Raw genomic sequence first — 15300 nt, 5'->3', positions numbered from 1 at the left:
TTAAATTTCCCCGTTCCGCGAGTTTGGAAAACTCTTCGAATGTAAGAGAGAAGTCTTTCAGAAATTCGGTCCCTCGATTCCCTTTCCATCCGCGAGAAAACGGGAAACGATCATTCTTTGAATTTGAGAAGTTCCTTCGTAGATTTGGAAGATCTTTGCGTCGCGCATTAGTTTTTCGACGGGATATTCCGTATTAAAACCGTACCCGCCGAGAACCTGAACCGCATCGGTACAGACTCGCATACACATATCGGCGCAAAACATCTTCGCGATCGAGGCTTGGTATGTATTTCTAAATTTATTGTCGATCATCCATGCGGCTTGGTAACAAAGAAGACGACCCGCTTCGATATCGCGCGCCATCTCTGCGATCATAAAGGAAATCCCTTGGTTGTCCATGATAGGACGTCCGAAAGTGTTACGAGTGTTCGCATATTGAATCGCGTGCTCCATCGCGGCACGCGCAACTCCGACTGCACCGATCGCAACTCCGGGACGAGTGTGATCGAACGCGCCCATCGCGATCTTAAAACCTTCCCCTTCACGACCGACCATCTGCCAAGCGGGAACTTTCACGTCTTCGAAAGTGATTCCACGAGTATCAGAACATTTCTGACCCATGTTGATCTCTTTTTTCCCCATGATGATTCCGGGAGATTTCGCATCGACGATAAAGCCGGTGATGCCCTTATGTCCCGCAGAAGGATCCGTCTTTGTGAGAACAAAAAACCAATCGGCGTAACCCGCGTTTGTGATCCACATCTTAGATCCGTTGATGATGTATTCGTCTCCGACTTTTTTTGCGGAAGTACGAATCGCCGCGACGTCCGATCCGGCGCCCGGTTCGGTGACCGCATAAGCCGCGAGTTTGAATTCTTCCGTCATAGGCTGAACGAATTCTTTTTTGATCTTATCGCTCGCGCCGAGGAGAACCGGTGCGAGGGCGAGGTTGTTCGCGAGAATGGCCGTCGCCATTGCGGAACATCCCCAGAATAATTCTTCTCCAATGATAACGTCGTCTAATTCCGCCATTCCAGAACCGTTGAACTGAGGTTCAATATGGATGTTCATAAGGCCGATTTCCCAGGCCTTTTTGAGGACTTCCATGGGATATTCTCCCGTATGATCGTGATGTTCCGCGCGAGGACGCATTTCTTCTTTCGCGAATTTTCTCGCGAGATCACGTAATTCTTTCTGTTCGCTGGAAAGGGCAAATTCCATTTTAATAGCACACCTTGGTCGAATTTGAACTCGTCCGATGGTTCCTGGCATCCCGCCTGAATCGCCGATAGCCGGAAAACCGGTACAGCCTCGAAATCGGTATTGGAACCTGGAATTAAGAGCTCTGTAATGCAGGATTCGAAGAGAATCCTTTACCGTCAAGAAGGTACGAAAACGAAAACCAAAGCGGATTCTTGAAAGAAGGATCGAAAGCAAATTCAAATACGTTTTTTGTTTGTGAGAAGGTGTCTCCTTTTTCCAACAAGATTCCGTGTAGGAACTCTAACACCTTCTCCGAATGGAATCCAATCGTTTTTAAAGCCCAATAAAAAAAGTCGAACAGGGACGTCCGAAACCCTTTCGTTTTAAAAATGTAGGAACTATTACAAAGAATTTCTAGCTCTAATCGAAATAAAGTGTGGGAACTCCCGCGATCACGCTTTCCAAAGAATCTGCCCATTCTCCTTGAAGCTCGACTTGCCCTCTTTGATAAAAAATTCTAAATTTTTTTGAGTAAAATCGAATACGACCGGCGCGAATCAAAACAATGGGAGCGGGTTTTGCAATTTCGTTTTCTATCCGTTGGAAAAATCAATGGAGAAAAAAACTCTGAAGAATTCGGAGAACCGTTTTCCTACGAATAAACGGATCTAAAGTAGGATCCATTTTTTTATCGGAAAAAAGAAGAATCCCATTTTCATCTTTCGAATTTCTTATAGAACAAATCGACTTCTCTTCCGTTCCCGATCTTTCAATCTTAAAAAACCTCAACGAGCCCGAACGATTCAAACGGATCGGAAAATGATTTCCTTTTGATTCCGTTTTTTCCATCGCCACAACCCAGATTCTTTTTCTTTCGTTTCTCAAACTTCGATCTGAGGAATTGAAGAAGACGGCGAATATTCGAAATAAACGTACCGACTGAAAGAACAATTAAGAAAAACGCTTTCCTTTGCCTCCGGAAAAGCAAGTCTCAATAAGAAAAAAATCATTCGTCTCAAGTCGTTATAAAAAAAGAAAACGGCCTTATCCTAATATTCAGAAAATTTAATTTTTCGATTCTTAAAATAAAACGGAAGATAAAGAAGAAAGAAAAAACACAGACCGATCAGTTGCATCTGGATCAGATAATAAGGCCAGTCGCTCAGAAAATCCAACGCGGAACCGGCAGTAGGCTTGGACATCATATATCCGTAGTTTCCATCCAAAAGAAAATCGATCACAAACGCGGAAATAAAAAATATCTGAGAATATAAGAATGTCCTAAGAACGGCCCAGGGTCGCGGCTCTAATCTCAGACCAAAGACGATATAAAGCGAAGCGATCACAAGTCCCGAATGCGCGATGAAGAAAATAAAAAAATAAAGGTGCGGAAACGTCACCTGAAGATCCGGAGTTATTACACCGTTGATGGAACCGCTCATCACCCAGAAGTAAGAGAGTTCTGCAAACGTTCGATTGTGAGTCAGGAGCGCGATCGAAGTCACAATCATCGCCCAATTGCAGAATTCCATCGGAAGATCGTAACGTATTTCCCAATGACCAGAATCGATTCGATAGATTACGTAAACGATATAATTTAAAATCAAGACCCAAGCCAACGTCTGGCCTATTTTTTTACTTACGTTTCCGGAAGAATCTTTTCTCGCAATCCACAGAAGAAGAAAGATCGCAACTCCGGTGAGAACAAAAGTAGAAAGTGAAGATTTGACCAGAGCTGAAATCGTTGATTCATAGTTTTAAAGAAATAGATTCTAAAATATTAATATACAGCTTAAAATCACTTTGATTGACACCTTGCGGATATTTCTAACAAGGTCCAGTTTTCGATTCGTTTTGAGTAGATAGACTCCGCGATAGTAAACAATCGACTCCCTTCATTTTCAAGTGCTTCGACAATACCGATCAGGGTTCTTTTTTCTCCACTTTCATTTTGGGCCTTCGCGACGATTCTAAGTTTCTTACATTCAGGTCCCTTTACCCTACCGGACAAAATCATTTTCTTATTATTTTCAATTACGATGTTTGTAGATGAAAATTCCCAATCCACCGCAAGAACATCAAAGCCGATCAGGAACAAAAATAGAAGAATTCGTTTCATAAAAAGATTATCACCTTATCTATATTATTATAAGATAAAAAAGCCCGGATGAATCCGGGCTTTTCAAACGATCAAATCAAAAAGTTTTTATACTTCCGGATTTTCCAAAACGAGCGCGATTCCTTGACCACCGCCGATACATAGAGAAGCGATGCCATACTTCGCCTTTCTTCTCTTAAGTTCGTAAGCAAGGGTGATCGTAACTCTGGCACCGGAAGCTCCAAGCGGATGCCCGATCGCAACGGCACCACCGTTTACGTTTGTGATTTCAGGATTGAGGCCCAATTCTTTTTGAACTGCAAGATACTGCGCGGCAAAGGCTTCGTTGACTTCTACAAGACTCATGTCGGAAAGTTTTAAGCCCGCTTTTTTCAGAGCCGCAGGAATCGCAATTGCAGGACCGATTCCCATCTTTGCAGGGTCACAACCCGCGTGGCCATAACCGCGGATGATCGCGAGAGGTTTTTTACCGATCTTTTGTGCGTAAGAAGCGGAAGTTACGATCGTGGCCGCACCACCGTCGTTTAAACCGGATGCGTTCCCTGCGGTCACGGTTCCACCTTCACGAAACACGGCTTTCAGAGTTGAAAGTTTTTCAACGCCAGAGGCTCCTTTGATAAATTCATCTTTATCCAATGTGATCGGTTTTTTGCCGCCCACAGTTACGGGAAGAATTTCGTCTTTGAGTCTTCCTTCTAAAGTCGCTTTTTCAGCGCGAGTTTGTGAGATCGCCGCCCATTCGTCTTGTTCTTGTCTGGAAATTTTATATTGGTCCGCGAGGTTCTCGGCTGTTTGACCCATGATCAGACCTACATACTGATCGGTAAGACCTTGTTCCAGAGTGTCTTCGAATTCCGCAGAACCGTAACGAACTCCCCAGCGAGCGTTACGCACGACGTAAGGAGCGTTAGTCATCGATTCCACACCGCCTGCGAGAACCGCATCCGCATCACCCAGGTAAATCTTTTTAGCGGCTTGGATGATCGCTTCCATTCCGGAGCCGCAGAGACGATTTAAAGTCAAAGCGGGAACTCCCAGAGGAAGACCGGTTTTCAAACCGATATGACGCGCGAGATAGATCGCTTCTTTCCCCGTAGGAATTACGTTTCCAAAAATGGATTCTCCGATCGCATCCGGAGAAACTCCCGTTTTTTCGAGAATTGCCTTAGAAGCCAAAACTCCCAAATCCACCGCACTGAGGTCCTTGAGAGTTCCTCCAAAATTACCGAACGGGGTTCTGATCCCGTCCAGGATGACTGCTTCTTCCATGATTACTCCTAATAACTCTAATATTCTAATGATTGAATGTTTCTTCGAATTCCCAAAAAAAACGTTAGTCGACCTTGTCTGCGACCGGGAAGACCAATTCGAACGGATCGGAATGAATTCCGGTTTTAAAAATTCCACCCTTGATCGCGTCCGGAAACACGGCCTCGTCGCTCCAGATTTCGCGGATCGTCGCGATTCTTCCTTTCCCCTTTCCGATAAACTGAGTGCTCAGATAACCATCGGGAGATTTTTGTAAAAGTGTATAAGGAAGAATTTTTGTGGAAACGGGAAAGGAAAAACCTTTGGTCGCGATCGTGACTCGGAAGAATTCTTTTCCGTTTCGAAAAGCGGAGACCTTTGTAAGATTTCCCTCGCGGATCCAAGTGAAGTCGGCTCTTTCTTTGGGAATCGCCCAGTTGAGAATTCCTTCTTCTACGGATTTCTGGCTTGAGACAAAGATTCTCGTGATCCTTTTGTAAGATTGATCCTTGTAGTTGAAATTCCCTGGAATATAAAGAAGTTCGTAATAAGGTCCTACGTCACTCGTTTCATAGTTCACGAGCATCAAAGAACCCAAACCGCCGGAATATTGTCTGGAATCTTCTCCGGAGAAGAATCCCATTTCACGGTTGTAATCTTTTTTCGCCCAAAGAGGAAAGAGAAAACCTTCTCCTTTCAAATCCCAAGGCGCGGGGAAATGTTTTCCTTTTGTTGAAATGGAAGAAGAATCAGACTTACGAGATTCTATCGAAGGATTTTTTTTCCCGTTCGATCCAGAAACGCCAACGGAGTTCCGACCTGAAACGCGACCCGTAGGGAGCGTTTCATTGAGTTTAACGCGACTCGAAGGAGTTTTTCCAGTCTTGGAAGCGGAAACCGCTTTTTTCCCGGATTTTGAGGAAGGAGTTCCTACCGATTTCTTTTTGACCGCTTTTTTTGCTTTCTTTGCTACCACCGATGCCACCTAAAAAAATAGAAAAAAGCCCCCGAAACCAGGTGATTTGCCCATTTTACTCGTTTTGATCCAAATCCTCAAAAAAACCCATTTTTGGAAAGTAGGAATTCTTTTCGTTTTTCTCTTTACTTAATTAACAACGTTCGCTTATTCTGGCGGTAACGAACAATGTTCGTTGAAGAGAAAAAACAGAGGAGGCCCCAAATGGTCCCTATTTTAATTTTATTTTTTGCACATTGGTACGGTTCGGTTTTTGTCCAAACCTTCTTCCTACACAGATACGCGGCTCACGCGATGTTTACCATGAACCGTTTCTGGGAAAAAACATTTCATCTTCTGACAATGGTTCTTCAAGGTCCTTCTTATCTGAATCCGTATGGATACGCCGTTTTACACAGAATGCACCATTCTTACAGCGATACGGAAGAAGATCCACATTCTCCCCATCATTCTAAAAATCCATTCGAGATGATGATCAAAACGAAACATATCTACGACGATTTCGCGTATGATCGTGTGGCTCCAAAATCGGAATTCACCCGTGATTTCATTCCTCGATGGAAAGCGATCGATATGCTCGGTCAGAACTGGTGGTTCCGGATCGGATTCGGTTCTCTCTATGCATTCTACTATATGGCCTTCGTGCCAGATGGACAATGGGGTTGGTATCTTCTTCTCCCGATCCACTGGCTCATGGGACCGATTCACGGCGCGATCGTGAACTGGGGAGGACATAAATACGGGTATAAGAATCATTTTAAAACCCAGGATGAGTCGAAGAATATGCTTCCGATCGACTTTTTGACGATGGGAGAATTGTATCAGAACAATCACCACGGACATCCAACCTCTCCCAACTTCGCATATAAATGGTGGGAAGTCGATTTTTGCTTTCAGATCATGAAGGGGTTGCATAAAGTTGGGATCATACATATTAAACGAGACGTTTGGACGACTCAAGGAAGGGTTCCGGTTTCCAAAGCGGCTTGATCGAGTTAGAATCCAAAATGACAACTGCAGTTCGACACAAAAGAAGATCCAGAAACAGCCTCAATCGGGAGAACATCGTCCAAGTTGCGATGGAGATTCTCTTGGAAGAAGGAATCGACGGTCTTTCGATGAGAAAGATCGCCGAAAAATTGGACTGTAGTGTTGCGAGCCCTTACTCACATTTTAAGAGCCAAGAAGAAATCATCCAAGTTCTCATCGCCAAAGGGGAAACGGAACTCACACAACTTTTGAGAAACGCCCAGAGGAACGGAAAAAATTCTTTTGAGAAACTCGCCGGAATCGCACGAGCGTATTGGGATTTTTCCCTGAACAACAAAGAACTACACAAGGTGATGTTCAACACCGTTCACGGGCACATGCACAGAAAAGCGTTCCCGAGTTTGCCGACCAGTTATCGAGTATTCTTAGAAACGATCCGAAACGGATGCGTGAGCCATGAATTCAAACTTTCCAAAAAGGAATATCCCGCTCTCGCGAGAATGATGTGGGCTTGGATGTACGGTCTGATGGTATTAGATCTTACGAATATGCTCAAGAGAAGACGCGGCGGAAAGGACGATCCATTGGCGGAAGGTTTTCTCTACTTCCGAAAAATTCTCTTAGGCGAATGATCTAAGAATTCTTTTTCCAGAATCCTATTTCAATAATTCAAAAGCTGAGACATTGCAAAGTGACAAATCCTTTGGGCGGATCCTGAAGTTGTTCCGTTCCATTCGATATTAGCCGAATTGCAGGACCGCGCTTTCCGCTCCAGTCAATAAATTGCAAAACGTTCCCTCAAAAAAAAATACGAATCGATTCAAATCGCAATTTATTGACTCCGCGTCAATCGCTTCCGCATCGAAATGAAAATGATTTTTACTGAAGAGAGTCCAATCCACTCAGGACCTCGTTCGTATTCAATCCAAAGCCATTCAAAGATGTATTTGAAAAGATTGAAAATACTCCGAGTCAAGAGAACACGTTGTAAAAAATAACGCAATGGGGAGGAGCAACGATCGACGTTATCCGAAACTTCTATTCCGAATAATCGGGTAAAGATGACCCGACTTTTCAGAAGTCAAAAAAGCATCTCTAAAAACCTTTTTTCGAATATTTCAAGAATACGAAAAAAGAGCCGGATCGCAATTCCGACGGCTCGTACAGAATAGAAAACCAGGTATTAATATTTTGCAAGAGAGGAATCGACTTCGTCCGAATAGAGAAGAATTCCACCTTCCACGTTATGCACCTTTGCAAAACCGGATTGTTTCAAAATCCCGCATGCCATAGCGGAGCGTCCACCGGAACGACAATAAACGATCACTTCTTTTCCGGATTCTTTCCAAGGATTGATTTCAGAAAGACGCCCGGAAAGTTCGCCGACCGGAATCAGAAGATCGGTTCCTTCGATCGTGCTGATTTCCACTTCGTTCGGATTTCTTACGTCGAGAAGATAAAAGGAATCTTTCCCATCCTTTCTCAGATCTAATCTTGTTTTTAATTCTTTCGGTGTCATTGAAAATGGTTCCTTAGTTCGCAAAGATAAAATTGAATCAAAAATGACCGAGGTTTCTAAAAAGATTCAGCGGACGGAAGTCTTTCATTAGACTGATCCGGAAAGCTCTTCCAGCTCTAATTGAAGAGATTCCCAATCTTGAGTCAAACGTGCGATTTCATTTTTTGTCTCGTTTAAATTATCCAATTCCAGCTGATAACTTCGATTCTTAAAAAAACCGGGATCAGCCAAAACTTCTTCCAAATTCTTCTTGGACTTTTCTAAAAGTTCTATTTTCGCTTCGATCTGTTCCAGATCTTTTTGGATTTTTTTCACACGATTCTTATCCGCATTCTTCTTGGAACGCGTTTGAGAAGGTTCTTCTTTTTTGAGAGAAGAAGCATTTCCATTCTGAGAATTGGAAGTGACCGTTTCTTTCAGATTGTATTTGAGGTAATCGGAGAAGGTGCAGTTATAATCTCGAATTTGACCCTTATCGACGGAGATGGTTCGATTGCAGAGATCCTTTAAGAATTCCGGATCGTGAGAGATGATGAGAAGAGAACCTTCGTAAGCCATCAGAGCTCGTCTGAGGTTGTCTCGAACAACCAAATCCAAGTGGTTGGTCGGTTCGTCCAAGAAAATCGAATTGGCTGGATGTCTCACAAGAAGCGCCAAACGAAGCCGACTTTGTTCTCCACCGGAAAGAAGCGCAGTTTGTTTATAAACGCTGTCATCCGAAAAGGAAAAATATCCGAGCAAACTGCGCGCTTGTTGTTCAGAAAGATCGGGATACGTCGTCATTACGGTCTGAAGAAGATTTTTGGAAGGATCCAATTCTTCATGATGATTTTGCGAAAAATAACCGATCTTCGTCTTCGGTCCGTAGTAAATTTTGCCGGATGTTAGTTTATGAATTTCTAATAAACAACGGAGGAACGTTGACTTTCCCGCCCCGTTCGGACCGACGACGGCGATCTTGTCGCCTGCGGATATTTCAAGATTTGCGTCGCTGAATATAAAAGGCGGCTTACCGGAATAAGAGAATGCGCCGTCTTCGATTCTTGCTGTGATTCTACCGGAGGAGATAAAGTTGAATTTATAATCCGATTTGGAATTCCAAAACGATTCCTGAGGAGCTTCGACACGATCTCGTTTTTCGAGTTTTTTGAGCGCGGATTGAACTTGTCTCGCTTTTGTAGCCTGAGCGCGGAAGCGATCGATCCATTCCATTCTTTTCTTGAGATAAGATTCTTCCTTTTCGAATTGAGTTTGGAGTTTTTCCTGAAGTTCGTTCTTGTGTTCGAAGTATTCTTCTAAGGTTCCTCGAAATTCGATCACCCCGGAAGGAGAAAGTTCCGCGATCGTATCGCAGGTGGAATTTAAGAATTCTGGATCGTGTGTGACTAAGACAAAGGATTGTCCGGTTGAGTTGAGATAATCCGCGAGCCATTCCTTAGACTCGTTGTCCAAGTGATTGGTCGGCTCATCTAACAGGAGTAAGTTGCCCGGATTGAGAAGAGTAATAGAAAGACCAAGACGGTGTTGATATCCGGGTGAAAACTCTTTCACCTTCATCGCCATTTGTTCGTTGGAAAATCCAAGTCCACCCAAAACCTTGCGCGCCTTCGACTCCAACTCGTGAACTCCGTACGTAAACGCGTATTCTTCCAGAGAACTCTGTTCGTCGAGAAGAGAAGAAAACTCCGGAGAATCGTGAGAGATGATCTCGAACTTGTGATTGATCTCTTTGAGACGTTCGGAATATTCCCGATAGTGTTTGTGTTTACCTAACGCAGTATCAATCACCGATGCTTCCGGATCGAAATCGGGAAGCTGTTGGAAGACGGAAATTTCCGTATTCTTAGATTTGGATACGGTCCCGTCGTCGGGGACGAATTTTCCTTCCGCAATTCTAAAGAGAGTGGATTTACCGGACCCGTTCGGACCGACAAGACAGACACGCGCTCCCGGCTTGATATGCCAAGAGAATCCCTCAAAAAGAACCGAGGACGCATACTGGTGTTTTATGTCGATGAATTGGAGCAAGGATCGAGAGATTTAGAAAGGTAGAAAAAAGGAAGCAGAACCGGAATCCGTCGATCGTCGACGGACCGGAAAAAGGAATAAAATTATTTCTTACCTTTCACTGCGAGTTCTTCCAATCTTGCATTCAAGTGCAGGATGTATTTGCTGGAATTTCCGTTCATCTTCTCTTTGGAAGTTTGGATTGCCGCATTGATCTCGGCTACAGTCATCTTGTTGATCTTTTTGTTTTTCTTTTCTTGTGTTTCTTCAGACATAGGTTTCCCGCCAAATAATCTTATGCCAGATTTTTCGGATTAGGTCGTTTCGACAACCGCTTTTAGGTTGGAATCCTGGGATTTCACCGAAAGAGGGAAAGGTCGGAACTCCGGAGGAAAATTCTCGGAGTAAGTCCGGATTGTTTCTAAGAGTTCGGAACCGAAAAGAAGCGCATTTCTGTCAAACCTCGAAAAGTAGGAACTCCTATCTTGAAATTCTGACCTCCTCTTTGTATGAGACATAGTCTTGGATCTGCCTCGGAGCTTGGAACGTAGGAACTCCCATAAAAAGAACAAAAAGTCCGCTCGAAGAAAGATGTCATTTTGTGAAGTCCCGCATCCTGAAACGAGTTCGTTTTCCGAAAAAGGATTTGAATATAGGAACTCCTATTCTTAGAAAAATTTTTTCGAGAGATTCGGATTCAAAGGTGGAATCCAAGAACCGATTCAGACCAAGGTCGGAACTCCGCTCAAAAATCACACGGATTCGATCTTCAATTTGTGATTTCCTTTCTTTCTTCCAAGAAACAAAAAGGTTGGAATTCGGAGAATAAACCACAATGCTCTCTTTTTTTTCCACTCGAGATTCCTTCTCGCCCCTTTTTCTCCGAATCGGATTGGCAATTTGTATATTTCCCCATGGAGCGCAAAAACTCTTCGGATGGTTTGGCGGCGTAGGCTTCGAAGCCTCCATGGATTTTTTCGTAAATACTGCTGAATTTCCTGCGGCTCTTGCCTTCTTGGCGATCATTGCCGAATTTTTCGGATCCATCGCATTGATTCTTGGATTATTTACGCGTCTTGCGGCCTTTGGGATCACCTGCACCTTAGCCGTAGCAGGCTGGACTCATCGGGAGATCGGTTTCTTTATGAATTGGTTTGGAAATCAAGGAGGAGAAGGTTTCGAATATCATATCCTCGCAGTCTGTATGGGAATCGCCCTGGTTCTTTTCGGAGGAGGATCTTGGTCCATCGACTCTTGGCTTTCCGATCATCTTGAATTTTAATAAGAATTTTAGAATATTTTAATATTCATAACTTCTCCTTTGCAAAAAACATCTCAGAAGGATTATTCTGGCCTTCCTTTCTTTTCCTATTGAGTCCTATTCTAAAATAAAAAAACCGGCGGAAGGAAGCCCTTCGACCGGTTTTTGGAAAGAATTTTTTGGGGAATTAAGATCAGTATTTAATCTTATCTACCGCGTCCTCATCCAAGATGTAAGAACCTTTCAGAGTTTGAACGACAAGCTTTCCTCTTTTTTGGGAAACCACAACTCCTCTTAGCTCTCTTCCGTCTTTCATAATGATGTGTTCGATGCTAAGATCGTAAATTTTACTCAATTCTTCTTCCGTCTTAGCCGTTTTCAGATTTTGAACATCGGAAAGAAGTTCTCTATCGAGAGTTCTAAGATTCTTCTTCATATCCTTGTATTCAGGACGAGTAGAATTCAACTTAGAAAGATCGATCGACTCCACTTCGCCGTCCTTGTTCACTGTCACAAGCTTACTTGCGTCTAAGATAAACACTTTTTTAGACGCGTTCAAAGAAGTTACTTCAACCGAACCTTCCGCTACGAAAACCATAGATTCGTTTTCGGAAGCATTCACTTCGAAAGAAGTTCCTCTTACCGCCGCGACAGCGGATGGAGTTTCAACGTAGTAGTTGCTTCCTTTTTTCTCTTTCTCAACGACGTTCAACAATCTTCCGGCCGCTAAGTTCATTCGAATCTGAGATCCATTGTTGTCTCTCAGTTCCTTAAGAATTAACTTGCTCTTCTCTTTTACGCGGATCACGCTGGAATCGGTTAAACCGATGTCCACAGCCCCGCCCGCTTTTGTGAGGATGATATCGGATTCATTCAATAAATCGCCCTGGTGTAATTTGGTCTCTATATCCCTAATTACGGACGCATCCCCTTTTACGAAAACCACAGCGGCTCTCAAAGGAGTTCCTTGCACAATTACTTCTGTTTCAGCTTTTGGAGTTCGCAGGCTAAACCAAGCTCCTCCCACAGTTAATAATAATACTGCCGCCGCGGCGAGCCATGCTGTCTTTGGGAATTGAAGAATTTTTGTCTCAGTCGGAACACTCATCATTCTGTCCTCCACGGTAAAGCGGGGCTTCTTTCCGATCCAATTGGGATCAAAAGCCGGGAGTTTAGATACGGAGTCCTTTTCTCTAAGGAGTCGCGCGTATCCTTCAAATTCGGGAGTGTTTGTCTTATTTTCCATATTCATTCTGCCCGGGTCTGCGATTCAATTCCGTCCCGCTTCCTGTTTGTAAAACAAACTAAGGCGGTCAATTTGAGCTATTTTTTCCATTTCCGAATTTTTTTTATCACCACTGAATAGAATTCTAATTACTTCAAACTATAAGACGGCAGGATTTCTATATACTATATATAGTTTCCAGCTTGAAAACCCCTTTTTTTCCCTTCCTGGGCTAGGGCTTTTTCCGCTCTTTCAATCAGTCTAGAAACTCCTGAAATGCTCATTCCAAGGATTTTCGAGATCTCATCTAATTTCAGATCTTGCTGATATCTGAGAAGCAAGGCTTCTTTGTATTCCGGAGATATGGCTTCTAAAAGAGAATCCATCGTACTTTTGACATCCGATTGATCGATTTTCTCCATAACAGAAAATTCCGGACTTGGAGATTTTGATGCGAAATTATTGCCTGTATCTTCACCGACGAGGGATACATTTCTCTGATAATAAGATTTTGCGTGATTGATGATCAAGTTCCTTGCAATTCGAAATAAGATCATCCTACAGGAAGTTGGATCAGGAATGTCTTTATTCTCATAATATCGAAAAAAGTTTAAGAACGAATCGTGCAAGATATCTTGCGCAGAATTTTCGTCATAAAACGATTTTTTTATATAATGAAATAAATCATCTTTGTTGTGGTTGTAGAGTTTTTCTAACTCGGATGTATGTGCCACAGTTATATAAGATCCCTGATTACTACTTGTTTTTTCAAGCAAAAAGATAATTTCTTGTAGAAAAGATGATGACTAAAATTTGATGGATAACAACCGGAATTATAACTATATGTCTCGAACATTCAAAAAGATACGAATCGTAGCAGTATTTTTCGTATTTACAATTTCTTTTCCAATTTTAGCAAGCACGGTCATCCTTAAGAATGGAAAAACGATTCAAGGAAAAATTGTAAATCAAACTCGTACCGAAGTTCAAATAGAAGTCAATGGAAAAGTGCAAACAATTTCTAAAACTGAGATTTCAGAAATCAATCTAAAAGACCCGAAGAAAGAAGATATAAAAAAAGTTACAACAACCAAACAGCCAGATATCAAAACGGAAGAAAACCAGAGCGCATCGTCTACATGGAAAGATAACAAATGGACGATTACAGCAAGATCAGCAGTTCTTCCAGGTTGGGGACAATGGAGAACCGGCCAGAAAAAATGGGCGGCGATCAGCTTTGCGCTCTTTACAGGCGCCGCTCTATACGCAAATAATTGCAGACAACATGCGGCGACAGAGGAAGCAAATTATAAATCGAATTCCGTTACAATTACGGTCGCGGCATTTTTAGATCCGACTTTAAATCCTGTGACTTCGGACGAAACGGTTCGAACCACCGCGCTCATAACGCGTGTTTTAGTTACGGCAACCGCAACCAATCCTTACTTCAGCACTTATAATCAAGCAACGAATCAATACAATCAGGCTCAGTGGCTCTTGGGTGCAGTCTACGGATTACAATTGATTCACACATTCTTATTTGCAAAAGACTTTGAAAAGATGCAGGCCTTAATGTCCGATCCGAATCCGGAAGGATGGAAGTTCAGCGCTTCGATCGTAAAAAGCCCAATCACAGGAATGACCGAAATCACTCCAACTGCGGCCTATACCGTAAAATTCTAATTTATCGAAAGCTTGAGCGATTCATTGCCGAACGCAGAAAAATGCGGAAGGTGTAGAACAAGGTAAACTTCCCCCCGAGATGGCCGTTCCCGTAATGGAATTCAAATCTCCATAAGATGAATTCCCTGAGAAATAAGTCCAAGAACCGAAGGTCGCCAAACAAGAAGTTCCCGAGGAAGTCCAATCGGAGGACAATCCCGTCCAAATTTTTCCCGTCGTCCCTCCGATGGAATTCGTCAAAGACTGAGTAATAAAGTTAAACGCAGGAACACTCGCGTGTGTCGTAAAAATCAACGTGGTCGCGTCTGACCGATAATATCTTGTCTTCGCCTTCAAAACCCAATTCGTCGTGCTCGTACAACCTGGAGTCGTCGACATATTACAATTGGAAACCAAGGTCGCTTGTCTTTGATAAACGACGGAGGAAACGGTTGTACTTCCCGAAATCATCGCTTTATAGTCGGCCCCGGTTCCGGGGAGAGATGCTGGTTTTTCCGAAGCACAATGACCGTCCGCATTCTGAAAACCGTTAAAATCACCCGTATAAGAAGGACTTGTAACAAAGGTGCATTTATCAGCTTCTATCACTGAAAACGTAAATCGAAATACTTGGTTATCGCTCGTTCGAGTCACCTTCAGAGTCATACTGTCTTCTAAACAGTTGTTGTCGATCGCAAGCAGGTTCATTGATACCGATGCATTCGAACCTGAGAACGTAAAGGAGGACGGCGTTGCAGTCGCCCCCGCGCCGGTCGTATCTTCCCATACAAATTGATAGTTTGTAGATTCCGCTGGAGGATTCGTCAAAGCAAAAGAAACCGAGGTGGAAACTCCCTCGTTCAGTGAAGCTGGGATCAATGTAGAATGAAACGGGGTCGAGTTTGTGTTCAAAATCGTGGGGAGAATATTGATCGCCAAACCGCTTCCCTTACTCGCATCGAAGCTGATTCTTTCCGCTTGATTACAATGAAATAAGAAAACGTACAAGAACAGAATGGAAATTGAATGTCTCATCCGAAAACTCTCCTACCCCTTTCTCAAAGAAATATCGAAAACACTTTATCATAAG

Annotated in this window: 14 protein-coding genes and 1 pseudogene; 4 read left to right on the top strand and 11 right to left on the bottom strand. The window is 43.1% G+C overall.

Annotation, left to right across the window (positions count from 1 at the left end; translation table 11 throughout):
• Nucleotides 1–57 precede the first annotated feature (57 nt).
• The 5 genes and pseudogenes from DLM75_RS04890 to DLM75_RS04860 all read right to left on the bottom strand — a co-directional run bounded on the left by DLM75_RS04890 (nucleotide 58) and on the right by DLM75_RS04860 (nucleotide 5546).
• Nucleotides 58–1221 (bottom strand): acyl-CoA dehydrogenase family protein, encoded by a 1164-nt coding sequence (locus tag DLM75_RS04890; RefSeq protein ID WP_118967355.1) that lies wholly within the window; start codon nucleotides 1219–1221, stop codon nucleotides 58–60.
• Between the two features lie 1031 nt (nucleotides 1222–2252).
• A pseudogene (locus DLM75_RS04875) lies at nucleotides 2253–2956 on the bottom strand (YwaF family protein).
• A gap of 45 nt (nucleotides 2957–3001) precedes the next feature.
• Nucleotides 3002–3322 carry a hypothetical protein gene (locus DLM75_RS04870; protein WP_118967352.1) on the bottom strand — a complete coding sequence of 107 codons (321 nt, stop codon included), beginning with the start codon at nucleotides 3320–3322 and terminating at the stop codon, nucleotides 3002–3004.
• Nucleotides 3323–3409: 87 nt separating this feature from the next.
• A complete protein-coding gene (locus tag DLM75_RS04865; protein ID WP_118967351.1) occupies nucleotides 3410–4591 on the bottom strand; it encodes an acetyl-CoA C-acetyltransferase in 1182 nt (393 codons plus the stop codon).
• A gap of 64 nt (nucleotides 4592–4655) precedes the next feature.
• Nucleotides 4656–5546: an acetoacetate decarboxylase family protein gene (locus tag DLM75_RS04860; protein ID WP_241547825.1), complete on the bottom strand. Its 891-nt coding sequence runs from the start codon at nucleotides 5544–5546 to the stop codon at nucleotides 4656–4658.
• 204 nt (nucleotides 5547–5750) lie between these two features.
• Here DLM75_RS04860 and DLM75_RS04855 point away from each other — a divergent pair, with 204 nt between their 5' ends.
• Together DLM75_RS04855 and DLM75_RS04850 are read left to right on the top strand one after the other, a co-directional pair.
• Nucleotides 5751–6536, top strand: coding sequence for an acyl-CoA desaturase (locus DLM75_RS04855; protein WP_118967350.1), 786 nt, complete (start codon nucleotides 5751–5753; stop codon nucleotides 6534–6536).
• A 17-nt stretch (nucleotides 6537–6553) separates the two neighbouring features.
• On the top strand, nucleotides 6554–7168 hold the full coding sequence (locus tag DLM75_RS04850; protein ID WP_118967990.1) for a TetR/AcrR family transcriptional regulator: 615 nt from the start codon (nucleotides 6554–6556) through the stop codon (nucleotides 7166–7168).
• A 551-nt stretch (nucleotides 7169–7719) separates the two neighbouring features.
• On the opposite strand, the gene DLM75_RS04845 is transcribed toward DLM75_RS04850, so the two are convergent.
• The 3 genes from DLM75_RS04845 to DLM75_RS04835 all read right to left on the bottom strand — a co-directional run bounded on the left by DLM75_RS04845 (nucleotide 7720) and on the right by DLM75_RS04835 (nucleotide 10337).
• Nucleotides 7720–8055 carry a rhodanese-like domain-containing protein gene (locus DLM75_RS04845; RefSeq protein ID WP_118967349.1) on the bottom strand — a complete coding sequence of 112 codons (336 nt, stop codon included), beginning with the start codon at nucleotides 8053–8055 and terminating at the stop codon, nucleotides 7720–7722.
• A gap of 87 nt (nucleotides 8056–8142) precedes the next feature.
• Nucleotides 8143–10083 carry an ABC-F family ATP-binding cassette domain-containing protein gene (locus tag DLM75_RS04840; RefSeq protein WP_118967348.1) on the bottom strand — a complete coding sequence of 647 codons (1941 nt, stop codon included), beginning with the start codon at nucleotides 10081–10083 and terminating at the stop codon, nucleotides 8143–8145.
• An 83-nt stretch (nucleotides 10084–10166) separates the two neighbouring features.
• Nucleotides 10167–10337: a hypothetical protein gene (locus DLM75_RS04835; RefSeq protein WP_118967347.1), complete on the bottom strand. Its 171-nt coding sequence runs from the start codon at nucleotides 10335–10337 to the stop codon at nucleotides 10167–10169.
• Between the two features lie 560 nt (nucleotides 10338–10897).
• Between DLM75_RS04835 and DLM75_RS04820 the strand changes: the two genes are divergently transcribed.
• Nucleotides 10898–11344 carry a DoxX family protein gene (locus DLM75_RS04820; RefSeq protein WP_118967344.1) on the top strand — a complete coding sequence of 149 codons (447 nt, stop codon included), beginning with the start codon at nucleotides 10898–10900 and terminating at the stop codon, nucleotides 11342–11344.
• A gap of 172 nt (nucleotides 11345–11516) precedes the next feature.
• On the opposite strand, the gene DLM75_RS04815 is transcribed toward DLM75_RS04820, so the two are convergent.
• Both DLM75_RS04815 and DLM75_RS04810 read right to left on the bottom strand, forming a co-directional pair.
• Nucleotides 11517–12569, bottom strand: coding sequence for a FecR family protein (locus DLM75_RS04815; RefSeq protein ID WP_118967989.1), 1053 nt, complete (start codon nucleotides 12567–12569; stop codon nucleotides 11517–11519).
• A gap of 164 nt (nucleotides 12570–12733) precedes the next feature.
• Nucleotides 12734–13282, bottom strand: coding sequence for an RNA polymerase sigma factor (locus DLM75_RS04810; protein WP_118967343.1), 549 nt, complete (start codon nucleotides 13280–13282; stop codon nucleotides 12734–12736).
• A gap of 109 nt (nucleotides 13283–13391) precedes the next feature.
• Here DLM75_RS04810 and DLM75_RS04805 point away from each other — a divergent pair, with 109 nt between their 5' ends.
• A complete protein-coding gene (locus DLM75_RS04805) occupies nucleotides 13392–14231 on the top strand; it encodes an LA_0442/LA_0875 N-terminal domain-containing protein (RefSeq protein ID WP_174715069.1) in 840 nt (279 codons plus the stop codon).
• 21 nt (nucleotides 14232–14252) lie between these two features.
• Here DLM75_RS04805 and DLM75_RS04800 read toward each other — a convergent pair whose 3' ends face one another.
• Complete coding sequence (locus tag DLM75_RS04800) at nucleotides 14253–15245, bottom strand: DUF1554 domain-containing protein (RefSeq protein ID WP_118967342.1); 993 nt, start codon at nucleotides 15243–15245, stop codon at nucleotides 14253–14255.
• Nucleotides 15246–15300 lie beyond the last annotated feature (55 nt).

Source organism: Leptospira stimsonii (genome assembly GCF_003545885.1).
GTDB lineage: Bacteria > Spirochaetota > Leptospiria > Leptospirales > Leptospiraceae > Leptospira > Leptospira stimsonii.
This window is presented reverse-complemented; position numbering and strand designations above follow the sequence as displayed.

What these genes read in the sequence shown, in the direction of transcription:
- DLM75_RS04865 (WP_118967351.1), bottom strand. Translation starts at nt 4,591, where the DNA reads ATGGAAGAAGCAGTCATCCTGGACGGGATCAGAACCCCGTTCGGTAAT.
- DLM75_RS04800 (WP_118967342.1), bottom strand. Translation starts at nt 15,245, where the DNA reads ATGAGACATTCAATTTCCATTCTGTTCTTGTACGTTTTCTTATTTCAT.
- DLM75_RS04855 (WP_118967350.1), top strand. Translation starts at nt 5,751, where the DNA reads ATGGTCCCTATTTTAATTTTATTTTTTGCACATTGGTACGGTTCGGTT.
- DLM75_RS04890 (WP_118967355.1), bottom strand. Translation starts at nt 1,221, where the DNA reads ATGGAATTTGCCCTTTCCAGCGAACAGAAAGAATTACGTGATCTCGCG.
- DLM75_RS04870 (WP_118967352.1), bottom strand. Translation starts at nt 3,322, where the DNA reads ATGAAACGAATTCTTCTATTTTTGTTCCTGATCGGCTTTGATGTTCTT.
- DLM75_RS04845 (WP_118967349.1), bottom strand. Translation starts at nt 8,055, where the DNA reads ATGACACCGAAAGAATTAAAAACAAGATTAGATCTGAGAAAGGATGGG.
- DLM75_RS04835 (WP_118967347.1), bottom strand. Translation starts at nt 10,337, where the DNA reads ATGTCTGAAGAAACACAAGAAAAGAAAAACAAAAAGATCAACAAGATG.
- DLM75_RS04815 (WP_118967989.1), bottom strand. Translation starts at nt 12,569, where the DNA reads ATGGAAAATAAGACAAACACTCCCGAATTTGAAGGATACGCGCGACTC.
- DLM75_RS04805 (WP_174715069.1), top strand. Translation starts at nt 13,392, where the DNA reads ATGTCTCGAACATTCAAAAAGATACGAATCGTAGCAGTATTTTTCGTA.
- DLM75_RS04820 (WP_118967344.1), top strand. Translation starts at nt 10,898, where the DNA reads ATGCTCTCTTTTTTTTCCACTCGAGATTCCTTCTCGCCCCTTTTTCTC.
- DLM75_RS04850 (WP_118967990.1), top strand. Translation starts at nt 6,554, where the DNA reads ATGACAACTGCAGTTCGACACAAAAGAAGATCCAGAAACAGCCTCAAT.